The organism is Photorhabdus sp. RM322S, assembly GCF_042879395.1.
In the GTDB taxonomy this organism is placed as follows: Bacteria; Pseudomonadota; Gammaproteobacteria; order Enterobacterales; family Enterobacteriaceae; genus Photorhabdus; species Photorhabdus khanii.
This window is the reverse complement of the sequence record NZ_JBHFKW010000034.1, coordinates 5,977-22,343: the sequence shown is the minus strand read 5'-3', so window position 1 is coordinate 22,343 and position 16,367 is coordinate 5,977. Positions and strand designations below refer to the sequence as shown.

Genomic DNA, 16,367 nt, shown 5'->3' with positions numbered 1-16,367 from the left:
ATCCATTTCCCCCGCTGGCGATTCAATATCCTGATTATGCTGCCTGGCAGCGTCAGTGGTTGTCGGCCGAACATACCCAAATTCAATCCGACTATTGGCGTATCATGCTGACGGATGCACCGGTTCTGCTGGATTTACCTACTGACCGGCCACGACCCCCTGAGCAGTCGTTTGTGGGGAGTACCTTGCCGGTTAATCTGGATGCCGAGTTAACTCAAGCCCTTAAACGCCTGAGTGAACAGCAGGGTGTCACGTTGTTCATGACGATCTTGTCAGCCTGGGCGGCGGTTCTGTCGCGCCTGTCAGGTCAGGATAATGTGGTGATTGGCACACCGAGTGCTGGCCGCAGTCGTCAGGAAGTGGAGCCGCTGATCGGTTTCTTTGTGAATACACTGGCGTTGCGCATTGATTTATCGGGTGAGCCAAATGGGGCTGAGTTGCTGGCACGGACGCGGCAAGTCGCACTGATGGCACAGGAGCATCAGGATTTACCGTTTGAACAGGTAGTAGAAATCGTGCAACCGCCGCGCCGATTGGCGCATACGCCGTTGTTCCAGGTGATGTTTGCCTGGCATAACAATGAGAATGCCGAGTGGGAATTGCCGGGGCTGACAATGTCACCGGTCGATCAAGATTTTGATATCGTCAAGTTTGATCTGGAACTGATCTTGTCAGAAGCAGAAGGCCGGATTATCGGTTATCTCGATTATGCAACTGCCCTGTTTGATCACCCGACAATCGAACGACACGTAGGATATTTGCACACGGTGCTGCAAGCGATGGCTACTAACGTTCAGCAGCGGATCGGAGAAATCGATATCCTGGCGCCGGCAGAGCGTAAATTGTTGCTGGAAATCGGGAGCACGCCGGAAACCATGTACCCTGACCCGTTGTGCATTCATCAGTTATTTGAACAACAGGCAGAGAAAACGCCGGATGCTGCGGCGCTGATGTATCAAGAACAGACTTTCAGTTATGCCGAACTGAATGCCCGTGCTAACCGTCTGGCCCATCAACTGATCGCGCTGGGGGTTACACCGGATCAACGGGTGGCGATTTGTGTGTCTCGTTCCCCGGCAATGGTCGTAGGGTTGCTGGCGGTGCTGAAAGCGGGTGGGGCCTATGTACCACTGGATACCGCCTATCCAGGTGAGCGTTTAGCCCATATCCTGAATGATGCGACACCCGTGGTGGTACTGACGGATGAAACCGGACGGGCAATATTAGGCGAGCTGGCACTGGCCGGGTTGACGGTACTGGACCCGAATGTTCAGCCTGACCAGCCGGACAGTAATCCTCTGGTACTGGCGTTGACGCCACAGCATCTGGCGTATGTGATTTACACCTCCGGTTCAACCGGACAGCCAAAAGGGGTGACGATAGAACATCAGGCGATTTATCAGCGCAATTTAGGTTTTAATGAAACTTATGCGGTGACAGCGCAAGACCGGGTGTTGCAATTCTCCTCTTTTGCTTTTGATGCATCGATCGAAGAATTTTTCTCGTCATTATCTCATGGTGCGACGTTGGTGATGCGTGATGATCGCTGGCTGGTTTCGGTACAAGAATTTATCTCTTTGATCCGACAACATCGTATTACGGTGATGTCTCTGCCGACGCTGTTTTGGTCTGAACTGGCGGCATTACCGCTACCGGAGTGCCTCAGGTTAATCATTATTGGGGGTGAGGCGGTACAGAAGAGCGCTGTTCAGGCGTGGTTTGCCCAGAAAGCCTATCGTCCACAACTGTTAAATACCTATGGTCCGACTGAAAATACCGTGATTGCTACCTGTAAGGCGATATTATCGCCGGAAGATATGCGTTCTATCGGTCGGCCAGTGAAAAATACCGGTGTTTACCTGCTGGACCCCTATGGTCAACCGGTACCATTGGGCTGCACTGGCGAAATGTATATTGGTGGCGTCGGGGTGGCGCGCGGTTATCTTAACCGGCCAGAATTGAACGCCGGGCATTTTATGCCGGATCCCTTTAGTCCGCTGTCTGGTGCCCGGATGTATCGTACTGGGGATTTGGCTCGCTATCTGCCGGACGGCAATCTGGAATTCCTGGGCCGTAATGACCATCAGGTGAAAATCCGTGGTTTCCGGATTGAACCGGGGGAAATAGAAACCCGGTTGATGGAACATCCGACGGTGCAAGAAGCGGTAGTGTTGGCGCTGGGCGAGGGACAGAATAAGCGTTTGGTGGCTTATGTGGTCGCGGAAACGGATGACGAACTGGCTAATAACCTGCGTCGCCACCTGAGCGCCATGTTGCCTGATTATATGGTCCCGGCGGCTTTTGTTCCGCTGGATGCTTTCCCGCTGACACCAAATGGCAAACTGGATCGTCGGGCGCTGCCGGTACCGGGGGATGACGCTTTTGCCCGTCAGGTCTACGAAGCGCCACAAGGCGGGATAGAAACTGCGCTGGCGGTGATTTGGGGCCAGTTGTTGGGGGTTGAACAGGTTAGCCGGCATGACAATTTCTTTGCGCTGGGCGGCCATTCGTTGCTGGTTATCCGGATGATTGAATCCCTGCGGCGTATTGGTCTGGGCGTCTCGGTGCAAACGCTGTTTCGACATCAGACACTCCATGCTCTGGCTCAGTCTCTGGCGCAACATCATGAAATCCAAATACCTGAAAACCGGATTACACCGGATACCACGGTGTTGACGCCAGATCGGCTGCCGTTGATTAACCTGACCCAGCCTGACATTGATCTGATCGTCGGGCAAGTGCCGGGCGGGGTGGCTAATATTCAGGATATTTATGCGTTGTCGCCGTTGCAGGAGGGGATTTTGTTCCACCATCTGCTGGCAGATGAAGGTGATCCGTACCTGTTGACCGGTCAAATGACCTTTGCTAACCGAGTACTATTAGACAGTTATTTGGCGGCGGTTCAACAGGTGGTTAACCGGCACGATATCCTGCGGACTGCGTTTATCTGGCGAGGATTATCCGTACCGGCGCAGGTGGTTTTACGTCAGACGACCTTGTCGATCACTGAACTGAGGTTAACGTCTGCTGATGGGCCGATCAGGGATCAGTTAACTCAGCGTTTTGATCCACGTCAGCATCGTATGGATCTGGGGCAGGCACCGCTGCTGCGTTTTATGATGGCACAGGAAGAAGAAGGACGCTGGATCCTGCTGGAACATCAGCATCATCTGATTGGTGACCACTCGACGATGGAAGTCATGGATCGTGAAGTGCAGGTGTATCTTGCTGGTCAGGCAGCGCGTTTACCTGCACCGGTTCCTTTCCGCAATCTGGTGGCGCAGGCCCGGCTCGGTGTCAGTCAGGAAGAACACACCCGTTTCTTTACCGGGATGTTAGCTGAGATAGATGAACCGACACTGCCGTTTGGGCTGACGGAGGTGCATCGTGATGGTTCACAGGTGACGGAGTCATATCGGATGTTGACGACTTCACTGAATGACCGTTTACGTAGCCAAGCCCGGCGTTTGGGTGTCAGTTTGGCGGCGCTGTGTCATCTGGCCTGGGCGCAGGTATTGTCGCGTACCAGCGGTCAAGAGAAAGTGGTGTTCGGCACCGTGCTGTTTGGACGGATGCAGGCGGGGGACGGTGTTGACAGCGGTATGGGGTTATTTATCAATACTTTGCCGCTACGTCTGGATATGGATGATACGCCGGTACGGGACAGCGTACAGGCCGCCCATACCCGACTTGCCGGATTATTAGCGCATGAGCACGCTTCATTGGCGCTGGCCCAGCGTTGCAGCGGTGTGCAGGGAGAGATCCCCCTCTTTAGCAGCTTATTGAATTATCGGCATAATGCCCTGTCGGCGATGTCGGATGAACTCGTCGGCGGTATTGAATTTCTGGATGGACAGGAGCGGACTAACTATCCGTTAGTGCTGTCGGTAGAGGATTTTGGTGAAGCTCTGGGGCTGACGGCTCAGGTGGTACAGCCGTTTGATCCGGAACGGGTATGTGGTTATATGCAACAGGCGCTGGAAAGTGTGGTGGAGGCACTTGAACAGGCTCCGGAAACACCGGTACGGCAGTTGGAAATGCTGCCGGAAGCGGAGCGTACACTGTTGCTGAAAACCTGGAATGCGACTGAAACCGTGTACCCTGACCCGTTGTGCATTCATCAATTATTTGAACAACAGGTGGAGAAAACGCCAACGGTGCCAGCGTTGATCGCGGGAGATAAGATTCTTAGCTATGCAGAATTGAATACCCGTGCTAACCAACTGGCCCGCCAACTGATTGAGCAGGGAATTAACCGGGATGAGCATGTGGTGGTTCTGTTAGAACGCTCTATTGAACTGGTGGTGGCTCAGTTGGCTATTCTTAAGGTTGGGGCTGTTTACGTCCCGGTCGATCCCCGTGTACCGGACGAGCGGCAAGTTTGGTTGATGAACGATTGTTCCGCTAAGTTGTTGATCACCGATGTGCAATCTGATATTCCGCTTGGCCTCTCTGTTCCTCTGTTTCGCCTCTCCTGTGAGACCGATACCATTAGAGCGGAAGATTGCCTCAATCCTGATTTACCGTGTTCCAGCGCTGGATCAGCGTATGTCATGTACACCTCTGGTTCAACCGGCATGCCCAAAGGCGTGGTCGTGCCTCATCGTGCTGTGGTCCGGCTGGTCATCAATAATGATTATGCCGAAATCGGACCGGATGATCGGGTGGCTTTTACGGCTAATCCGGCTTTCGATGCCAGCACGTTTGAAGTTTGGGCACCGTTGCTCAACGGCGGTGCGCTGGTGGTTATCGACCATGACACGTTGCTGACACCCTACGAGCTAATGCGGACTTTACAGGTGCATCGCGTCACGGTTTTGTGGCTGACTGTTGGGTTGTTTAACCGGTTGGCGGCAGCGTTGTCCCCGGTTCTTCCGCAGATAAAGATCCTGATTTTCGGCGGAGATATCCCCGATCTGCATGTGGTTGCTCAGGTTTTGGATAATCATCCGCCACAACAATTATTACAAGCTTACGGTCCGAGTGAGGGAACCACTTTTACCACGACGTATCCTATCGTGGCGTTATCGCGGGGAGCGACGAGGATCCCGATTGGTCGGCCAATAGCCAACACGCAAGTTTATCTATTGGATGCAGACGGTCAACCGGTGCCATTGGGTGTGACCGGTGAGATTTATGTGGGTGGAGATGGGGTTGCCCGTGGTTATCTCAATCGCCCTGAGTTGACCGCGGAACGTTTTCTGGTTGATCCGTTTAGTAAACAATCGGATGCGCGTATGTATCGGACCGGGGATTTGGCCCGCTACTTGCCGGACGGTAATCTGGAATTCCTGGGCCGTAATGATCAACAGGTCAAAATTCGGGGTTTCCGGATTGAACCGGGTGAAATTGCGGCCCGGCTGGTGGAATATCCTGCGGTGCAAGAGGCGGTGATGCTGGCGTTAGGAGAGGGATCGGATAAGCGTCTGGTGGCTTATGTGGTGGCGGAAACGCATGACGGGTTGATTAACTGTCTGCGAGAACATCTGAGCGCGTTATTGCCTGACTATATGATCCCGGCGACCTTTGTTCAGTTGGATGCCTTTCCGTTGACGCCGAATGGCAAACTGGATCGTCGGGCGTTACCTGCACCGGGAGAGGAGGCTTTTGCCCGTCAGGTTTACGAGGTGCCGCAAGGTGAGATAGAAACGGCACTGGCGTCTATTTGGCGTGAATTGCTGGGGATTGAGCAGATTAGCCGGCATGACAATTTCTTTGCGCTGGGTGGTCATTCGTTGTTGGTTGTCCGGATGATTGAATCCCTGAGGCGTATTGGTTTGGGCGTATCGGTACAAACACTATTCCGACATCAGACACTGCGTGTTCTGGCTCAGTCTGTGGCTCAACAGCGTGAAATCCAAATACCTGAAAACCGCATGACAGCGGATATGACGGTGTTGACACCGGATCTGCTGCCGTTGATTGATCTGACCCAGCCTGAAATTGATCTGATCGTCGGGCAAGTACCGGGCGGGATGGCCAATATTCAGGATATCTATGCGTTGTCGCCGTTGCAGGAGGGGATTTTGTTCCACCACTTGCTGGCAGACGAAGGTGATCCTTATCTGTTGACCAGTCAGATGGCCTTTGTGGATCGCGCTCTACTGGAGAGTTATTTGGCAGCGGTTCAACAGGTGGTTAATCGACACGATATCTTGCGTACGGCTTTTATCTGGCAAGGATTATCCACACCGGCGCAGGTGGTCTGGCGTCAGGCGACCTTGTCGGTGACTGAACTGACACTGGATCCGGCTGACGGCGCGATCAGTGACCAGCTGAACTGGCGTTTTGACCCACGTCATCATCGTATAGATCTGGGGCAGGCCCCGTTGCTGCGTTTTATCATTGCACAGGAAGAAGGGGGACGTTGGATCTTACTGGAACAGCAGCATCACCTGATTGGTGACCACACCACACTGGAAGTGCTGAACAGTGAAGTACAGGCGTATCTTACCGGTCAGGAGGGCAGCTTGCCTGTCCCAGTTCCTTTCCGCAATCTGGTGGCGCAGGCCCGGCTCGGTATCAGTCAGGCAGAGCACACTCGTTTCTTTACCGAGATGTTAGCTGAGGTCGATGAACCGACACTGCCATTCGGACTGACGGAGGTACATCGTGATGGTTCGCAGGTGACGGAATCTTACCGGATGCTGACGGCGGCGCTGAATGATCGTTTGCGTGGTCAGGCCAAACGTTTGGGCGTGAGTTTGGCAACCCTGTGCCATCTGGCTTGGGCGCAGGTGTTATCGCGCACCAGTGGTCAGGAGAAAGTGGTGTTTGGCACCGTGCTGTTTGGACGGATGCAGGCAGGCGAAGGGGCTGACAATGGGATGGGGCTGTTTATTAATACCTTGCCGTTGCGGTTGGATATGGATGAAACCTCGTTACGGGACAGCGTACAGACCGCCCATACCCGGTTGTCAGGGTTGTTGGAGCATGAACATGCCTCACTGGTGCTGGCTCAACGTTGCAGTGGGGTAGCTAGTGGTACACCCCTGTTCAATGCATTGCTGAACTACCGGCATAATACGCCGCTGGCGGCCTCGGATGAACTCATCAGCGGTATTGAATTCCTTGATGCGCAGGAGCGAACCAACTATCCGTTTTCTTTGTCAGTGGAAGATTTTGGCAACGCACTGGGGCTGACGGCTCAGGTGGTACAACCCTTTGATCCGGAAAAGATATGTGGGTACATGCAGCAGGCGCTGGAAAGTCTGATTGAGGCGCTTGAACAAGCCCCTGAGACCCCGGTACGGCAGCTGGAAATTCTGCCGGAAGCGGAGCGTACCTTGTTGCTGAAAACTTGGAATGCGACAGAAACCGCGTATCCGGACCAGCGGTGTATTCATCAGCTATTTGAACAACAGGTGGAGAAAACCCCTGACGCGACAGCGTTAGTGTATGAAGGGCAGACGCTCAGTTATACCGAATTGAACATCCGCGCTAACCGGCTGGCCCATCAGCTAATTGCACTGGGCGTAGCACCGGACCAACCGGTGGCGATTTGCGTGTCACGTTCATTGGCAATGGTGGTGGGATTGCTGGCGGTGCTGAAAGCGGGTGGTGCCTATGTGCCGTTAGACCCAGCTTATCCGGGTGAACGTCTGGTGCGTATCCTGAATGATGTTGCACTGTCAGTGATACTGGCGGATGAGGCCGGATGTGTGGTATTGGGCAGGGAGTCACTTGCCGGACTGACGGTACTTGACCCCAATCTTTTGCCTGACCAGTCAGACCGTAATCCACAGATACCTGCGCTGACTTCCCGTCATTTGGCCTATGTGATTTACACTTCCGGCTCTACCGGTACACCGAAAGGTGTCATGGTTGAGCATGGCTCTTTGTTAAATTTACATGAAACGCTGACAGAGCGTGCATTTGTGTCTTCACCGGCCCCTTACCGGGTTAGTCTGAATGCCAGTATTTCTTTTGATGCGGCATTGCAAAACATACTTGGCCTGTTGAATGGCTACACGCTGGTGATTGTTCCACAAGATGTGCGCGCCGATAGTGCGGCCTTATTGCAATTTTTAGCCAGGACCCATCTTGATGTGTTGGATTGTACGCCAATGCAATTAGAGATGTTGCTGGCAGCGGGTTTGCATCAGCATCAAAAAGCGTTGACGCTGCTGATTGGTGGTGAGCCTATATCAGGACAAACCTGGCAGGCGGTAGCCGATATACCGCAACTGACAGCTTATAACGTATACGGTCCAACCGAATGTACCGTGGATGCAACGCTGGCCTGCATAGAGCCGGCGCATCCTTACCCGACGATTGGTCGCCCGCTTGCCAATACCCAGCTTTATTTACTGGATAAGTATGGCTGTCCTGTGCCGTTGGGCGTGGTGGGGGAATTGTATATTGGTGGTGCGGGTGTCGCGCGGGGTTATCTGAACCGGCCAGCATTGACCGCTGAACGTTTCCTGATTGATCCGTTCAGTGACAACCCGGATGCGCGCATGTACCGGACCGGGGATTTGGCCCGTTACCTGCCGGACGGTAATGTGGAATTTCTGGGCCGCAATGACCATCAGGTGAAGATCCGAGGCTTTCGCATTGAGTTGGGTGAAATTGAAACCCGATTGTTGGAACACTCTGCGGTGAGTGAATCCGTTGTGCTGGCGTTGGGGGAAGGGCAGGATAAGCGTCTGGTTGCCTATGTAGTGGCGCAAGCGGATGACGGGTTGGTTAACTGTCTGCGTGAACATCTGAGCGCGTTGTTGCCTGACTACATGGTACCGTCCGCCTTTGTGCGCTTGGATGCCTTTCCGTTAACGCCGAATAGTAAATTGGATCGCCGGGCGTTGCCGGTACCGGGCGAGGAGGCTTTTGCCCGTCAGATTTATGCAGCGCCACAAGGCGAGATGGAAACGGCCCTGGCGGCGATTTGGCGTGAATTGCTGGGGGTTGAACAGATTAGCCGGTATGACAATTTCTTTGCCTTGGGCGGCCATTCGTTACTGGTTGTTCGGATGATTGAATCCCTGCGGCGTATTGGTCTGGGCGTCTCGGTGCAAACGCTATTCCAGCATCAGACACTCTATGTTTTGGCTCAGTCGCTGGATCAGCATCGTGAAATTCAGGTACCTGAAAACCGCATTACACCGGATGCTACGATGCTGACACCGGATCTGCTGCCGCTGATTAACCTGACTCAACCTGAAATTGATCTGATCGTCGGGCAAGTGCCGGGTGGGATCGCCAATATTCAGGATATTTACGCATTGTCGCCGTTGCAGGAGGGGATTTTGTTCCACCATCTTCTGGCAGATGAAGGTGATCCGTACTTGTTGACTGATCAGATGTCCTTTGCTGAACGCGCTCTGTTGGATAATTATCTGTCGGCAGTTCAACAGGTGGTTGATCGGCACGATATCTTACGGACCGTGTTTATCTGGCAAGGATTATCTGCACCGGCGCAGGTGGTGTTGCGTCAGGCTCCTTTGTTAGTCACTGAACTGAAGTTAACCTCCGCTGATGGGCCAATCAGTGATCAACTGACCCGGCGTTTTGACCCGCGTCATCATCGTATGGATTTGGGGCAGGCGCCGCTGCTGCGCTTTATGATGGCACAGGAAGAAGGGGGCCGTTGGCTCTTGCTGGAGCAGCAGCATCATCTGATTGGTGACCATTCGACGATGGACGTGATGGATCGTGAAGTGCAGGCATGTCTTGCTGGTCAGGAAGCGCATTTGCCTGTGCCGGTTCCTTTCCGCAATTTGGTGGCGCAGGCCCGGCTTGGTGTTAGTCAGGAAGAGCACACTCGTTTCTTTACCGGGATGTTAGCTGAGGTCGATGAACCGACACTGCCGTTCGGGCTGACGGAGGTGCATCGTGATGGTTCACAGGTGACGGAATCCCACCGGATGCTGACAACCGAACTGAATGACCGTTTGCGCAGTCAGGCCCGGCATTTGGGCGTGAGTTTGGCCGCCTTGTGCCATCTGGCCTGGGCGCAGGTGCTGTCGCGTACCTGCGATCAGGAAAAAGTGGTGTTTGGCACCGTATTGTTTGGACGGATGCAGGCAGGCGAAGGTGCTGACAGCGGCATGGGGCTGTTTATCAATACCTTGCCGTTGCGGCTGGATATGGATAATACCCCAGTGCGGGACAGTGTACTGACAGCCCATAGCCGGTTAGCGGGATTGCTGGATCATGAACATGCTTCACTGGCGCTGGCCCAGCGTTGCAGCGGTATACAGGGGGGGATCCCACTGTTTAGCAGCTTGTTGAATTATCGGCATAATGCCTTGCTGGAAACGACGGACGACATTATCAGTGCTATTGAAGTCCTTGGTGGACAGGAGCGGACCAACTACCCACTGGCACTGTCGGTGGAGGATTTTGGTGAGGCGCTGGGGTTGACGGCTCAGGTGGTGCAGCCGTTTGATCCGGAAAGGCTATGTGGATACATGCAGCAAGCGTTAGAAAGCTTGGTAGAAGCGCTTGAACAAGCTCCGGAGACACCGGTACGGACACTGAACATTTTACCGGAAGCAGAACGGAAACTATTGTTGGAGACCTGGAATGCCACGGAAACCGCGTATCCTGAGCAGTTATGCTTTCATCAATTGTTTGAACAACAGGTGGAGAAAAACCCTGACGCGATAGCGTTAGTGTATGAAGAGCAGATCCTCAGTTATACCGAATTGAACACCTGGGCTAACCGGCTGGCGCATCAGCTGATTGCACTGGGTGTTGTACCGGATCAACGGGTGGCAATTTGCGTAGCACGTTCACCGGCAATGGTAGTGGGATTACTGGCGGTGCTGAAAGCGGGTGGAGCTTATGTGCCGTTGGACCCAACTTACCCGGGTGAACGTCTGGCGCATATCCTGAATGATGCCGCGCCGACTATTTTGCTGGTGGATAGTGTTGGGTGTGCGGTGTTGGGGGCTGAGGGATTGGCTGTGCTGACCGTGCTCGACCCGAATATCCTGTCTGATCAGCCGGATAGTAACCCGCAGGTACCTGCATTGACTTCACAGCATTTGGCTTACGTGATTTACACCTCCGGTTCTACCGGTATGCCAAAAGGGGTGATGGTTGAGCATTGTGGTGTGAGTAATCTGGCGTTGGCGCAAGTTACCCGGCTTGACATACAAGTAACCAGTCGGATGTTGCAGTTTGCTTCCTTTGGCTTTGATGCCAGTGTTTGGGAAATTATGATAGCGCTGGGTGGAGGCGCAAGCTTAATTATCCCTGCCGACGGGGTTCGTCAGGATCCATATCGTCTCTGGCATTATCTGGAAGAGCAGGCGGTGACGCACGCCTGTTTGACGCCAGCGTTACTGCGGGAGGGGATTGATTTGCCGGCGATAACAATAAAACCTACGTTGGTACTGGCGGGTGAAGCCCTGAGTACCGTGTTGCTCCAAGCTCTGAAGGGGAAGGTAACGCTGTTCAATGCGTATGGACCGACGGAAACGACGGTCTGCGCTACGACCTGGCACTGCCCGTCAGACTATATGGATGAATGGGTGCCGATTGGGCAGCCGATGGTTAACACGCGGGTTTATCTGCTGGACACCTATGGTCAGCCGGTACCGTTGGGGGCCGTGGGAGAACTGTATATCGGAGGGGCGGGTGTAGCGCGAGGTTATCTCAATCGTCCTGAGCTGACTACTGAACGCTTCTTGGTTGATCCCTTTAGCGATAAACCGGATGCGCGCATGTATCGAACAGGGGATTTGGCCCGTTACCGGCCAGACGGCAATTTGGAATTCCTGGGGCGTAACGATCAACAGATAAAAATTCGGGGTTTCCGGATTGAACCCGATGAAATTAAGGTCCGGTTGGCGGAGCATCCTGCGGTGAGTGAATCTGTTGTGCTGGCGTTGGGTGAAGGGCAGGATAAACGTTTGGTCGCTTATGTGGTGGCACCTGCGGAAGAGGGACTGGCTAATCGCCTGCGTAGCCACCTGAGTACCCGGTTGCCTGATTACATGGTGCCGGCGGCGTTTGTGCGTCTGGATGCCTTCCCATTAACGCCGAACGGCAAGTTGGATCGCCGGGCGTTGCCTGCGCCTGGGCAGGAAGCTTTTGCCCGTCAACTTTATGAAGCCCCGCAAGGCGAGATGGAAACTGCACTGGCGGCGATTTGGCGTGAATTGCTGGGGATTGAACAGATTAGCCGGCATGACAATTTCTTTGCGCTGGGCGGCCACTCGTTGCTGGTTGTTCGGATGATTGAATCTCTGCGGCGTATTGGTTTGGGTGTCTCGGTGCAAACGCTATTCCAGCATCAGACACTTTGTGTCTTGGCTCAGTCTGTGGCTCAACATCGTGAAACTCAGGTGCCTGAAAACCGGATTACACCGGATACGACGGTATTGACACCAGAATTGTTGCCATTGATTGACCTGACCCAGCCTGACATTGATCTTATCGTTGGGCAAGTGCCGGGCGGGGCCGCTAATATTCAGGATATCTATGCGTTGTCACCGTTACAGGAGGGGATTTTATTCCACCATCTGCTGGCAAACGAAGGTGATCCGTACCTGTTGACTGGACAAGTGGCCTTGGCTGACCGCGCTCTGCTGGATCGTTATCTGACGGCGATTCAACAAGTGGTTGACCGGCACGATATCCTGCGTACCGCGTTTATCTGGCAAGGATTATCCATGCCGGCGCAGGTGGTTTTGCGTCAGGTGCTTTTATCAGTGACTGAATTGACGCTGAACCCAACTGACGGGGCGATCAGCGAGCAATTGGCCCAACGCTTTGATCCACATCATTATCGTCTTGATTTGAGTCAGGCACCGCTGTTGCGCTTTATTGTGGCACCAGAAACTGATGGTCGTTGGGTTGTATTGCAATTGCAGCATCACCTGATTGGTGACCATACGACGTTGGATGTGATGGATCGAGAGGTGCAGGCGTATCTTGACGGTCAAGAAGCGAGTTTGCCTGCGCCGGTTCCTTTCCGCAATCTGGTGGCTCAGGCCCGGCTCGATGTCAATAAGGAGGCGCATACGCGTTTCTTTACCAATATGTTAGCTGAAGTAGATGAACCAACACTCCCCTTTGGGCTGACGGAGGTGCATCGTGACGGTACGCAGGTGACGGAATCTCACCGGATACTGACGGCGGCACTGAATGATCGTTTGCGTGGTCAGGCCAGACGTTTGGGCGTGAGTTTGGCCGCTTTGTGCCATCTGGCCTGGGCACAGGTACTGTCGCGTACCAGCGGTCAGGAGAAAGTGGTGTTCGGCACCGTACTGTTTGGGCGGATGCAGGCGGGGGATGGCGCTGATAACGGCATGGGATTGTTCATCAATACCTTGCCGCTGCGGTTGGACATCAATGATACCCCGGTACGGGACAGCGTACAGGCAGCTCACACCCGACTTGCTGGATTATTAGAACATGAACACGCTTCATTAGCGTTGGTCCAGCGTTGCAGTGGTATTCAGGGTGAGATCCCTCTCTTTAGCAGTTTGCTGAACTATCGACATAATGCATTGCCAACAGAGTCGGATGAACCCATCAGTGATATTGAATTTCTGGGCGGACAGGAGCGGACTAACTATCCGTTTGTGCTGTCGGTGGAGGATTTTGGTGACGCACTGGGACTGACGGCTCAGGTGGTGCAGCCGTTTGATCCGGAACGGATATGCGGTTATATGCAGCAGGCGTTGGAGAGTCTGGCAGAGGCACTTGAACAGGCCCCGGAAACGCCGGTTCGGGCACTCAACATTCTGCCTGAAACGGAGTGTACGTTGCTGTTAAAGACCTGGAATGCGACGGAAACGGCGTATCCTGACCAGTTATGTATTCATCAGTTGTTTGAACAGCAGGTGAAGAAAAACCCGGATGCCACAGCACTGGTGTATGAAAGCCAGACGCTCAGTTATGCAGAACTGAATGCCTGGGCTAACCGGTTGGCTTACCAACTGATTGCCTTGGGCGTGGAGCCGGATCAGCGGGTAGCGATTTGCGTGTCACGTTCACCGGCAATGGTGGTTGGGGTGTTGGCGGTATTGAAGGCGGGTGGTGCCTATGTGCCGCTGGATCCCGCTTACCCGGGTGAGCGTATGGCCCATATTCTGACCGATGCTGCGCCTGCAATGTTGTTGGTGGATGATGTCGGGCGTGCGGCATTAGGGGCAGAGGCGTTGGCTGCGTTGACCGTACTGGATCCGAATATTCTGCCTGACCAGCCGGAAAGTAACCCACAGATATCTGGATTAACCTCACGGCATTTGGCCTATGTGATTTACACTTCCGGCTCGACGGGCACACCAAAAGGGGTGATGGTTGAACATCGTGGGCTGGTCAACCTGACTCTGGATAAAATCGCCCAGTTTGGCATTGGCACTGATAGCCGGATGTTGCAGTTTGCCTCATTGGGCTTCGATGCCAGTGTCTGGGAAATTATGATGGTGCTGGCTGGTGGGGCGACTTTGGTTATCCCTGCTGATATTGTCCGCCAGGACCCAGACCGTCTCTGGCATTATCTGGAAGCACAGGCGGTGACGCACGCTTGTGTAACACCGGCACTGCTTCGGGAAGGTGCCAATTTGTCAGAGATAACGATAAAACCGACATTGATATTGGGCGGTGAAGCTCCCGGTGTGGCGCTGATACAGGCACTGAGAGGAAAAGCAACCCTGTTCAATGCGTATGGCCCGACAGAAATCACCGTGTGCGCCACCAGCTGGCGTTGCCCATCAGATTATACTGGGGCGCTGATCCCTATTGGCCGCCCGACTGCCAACACGCGGGTTTATCTGCTGGATAGTCATGGTCAGCCAGTACCGTTAGGCGCGATGGGGGAGTTGTATATTGGCGGAGCCGGCGTAGCACGGGGTTATCTCAATCGTCCTGACTTGACTGCTGAACGTTTCCTTATTGATCCCTTTAGCGATAACCCGGAGGCGAGAATGTACCGCACTGGGGATTTAGTCCGTTACCTGCCGGATGGCAATTTGGAATTCTTAGGCCGTAGTGACCAACAGGTGAAAGTTCGCGGTTTCCGGATTGAACCCGGTGAAATTGAGGCCGGGTTAGCGGAGCATCCTGCGGTGAGTGAATCGGTGGTGCTGGCGTTGGGTGAAGGGCCGGATAAACGTTTGGTTGCTTATGTGGTGGCGTCAGCGGAGGAGGGATTGGCTAATCGCCTGCGTAGCCACCTGAGTGCTGTTTTACCTGACTATATGGTGCCGGCGGCGTTTGTGCGTCTGGATGCACTTCCACTGACCCCGAACGGTAAGTTGGATCGCCGGGCGCTACCGGCACTGGAGAATGAAGCCTTTGCCCGTCAGGTTTATGCAGCGCCACAAGGCGAAACGGAAACCATATTGGCAGCGATTTGGCGTGAATTACTGGGGATTGAGCAGATTAGCCGGCATGACAACTTCTTCGTGCTGGGTGGTCACTCACTGCTCGCTATGCGAATGATAAATCTTGCTGTTGGCCGGGGTTTGGTTTGCACATTAAATGCGTTGTTCCAATTTCCGGGGTTGGCTGAATTGGCAGCAAAAATCACCTCAGATTCTTTGTCTCAGCCACAAAGTGATGCTATATCGGTGCGACCTGACGGAACAGGGCTGCCGTTGTTCTTTGTGCCCAGTGGGATGGGTGACTATTCCTATGTTTTTGGATTGGCCCGTCAGATTCAGTCAGGTCACCCGATTTATGCACTGCCTTGGTCATCCTCCAATGAGTCGCCGATGTCAACGATGGAAGAGCAGGCAGCAAGAATGATTAGCTTGATGAAAGCGGTTCAACCGGAAGGCCCGTACCGGGTCGGGGGTTACTCTTCCGGCGGTATATTGGCTTATGCTATTACCGAGAGGTTGTTACATGCTGGTGAGAAGGTTAACTTCCTGGGATTGATTGATACGCCGGCTCCTTACTATTTTGGGCAGCATAAAATGCCGCCTAAACATCAGTTCTTTGTCGAGTTAGCAAGGCAATCAGGGGAAGAGTGCACCAAAGAGATGGCGGAGTTATATCGGCAAATTGATGAGTTGAATTTGGTGCAGTTTATTGAAGCGGCACAAGAATTGGCGTTATATCCGGCAAATCTGCGCGCTGATTTAATCGCAAAACGTTGGGAGCAGATAGAGAGTTATGCGCAGATGGTTAGAGATTATGATCCGCAGGCATTAGCGGCAACGCTGCATCAGTTTTATGCAATGGAACCTTCCCCCGCTATTTCTTTTATGATGGATGAAGAGCCGGAATTGTTAAATATAGAACCATCGCTGGGTTGGGAGCAGATAATACCTGATGCTTTGCTTCAACTGATTGGGATACCGGGTAACCATTTTAGTGTATTAGAGGATAATGAACATAAAACGGCTTTAGCTCAGGCTCTGAATAGGGCGCTGGCAATCAGTTGTAATGGGGAGGCGCTATAA

At 53.5% G+C, this 16,367-nt stretch carries 1 protein-coding gene (running past one end of the window); it reads left to right on the top strand.

All coding sequences use genetic code 11. The features are described 5' to 3' along the window. Window positions 1-16,367 carry the 3' portion of a non-ribosomal peptide synthase/polyketide synthase gene (locus tag ACGF63_RS17810; protein WP_387632440.1) on the top strand. Its footprint begins 15,907 nt before the window's first position, so only the last 16,367 of its 32,274 coding nucleotides appear in the window; its start codon lies beyond the left edge, outside the window; its stop codon occupies window positions 16,365-16,367.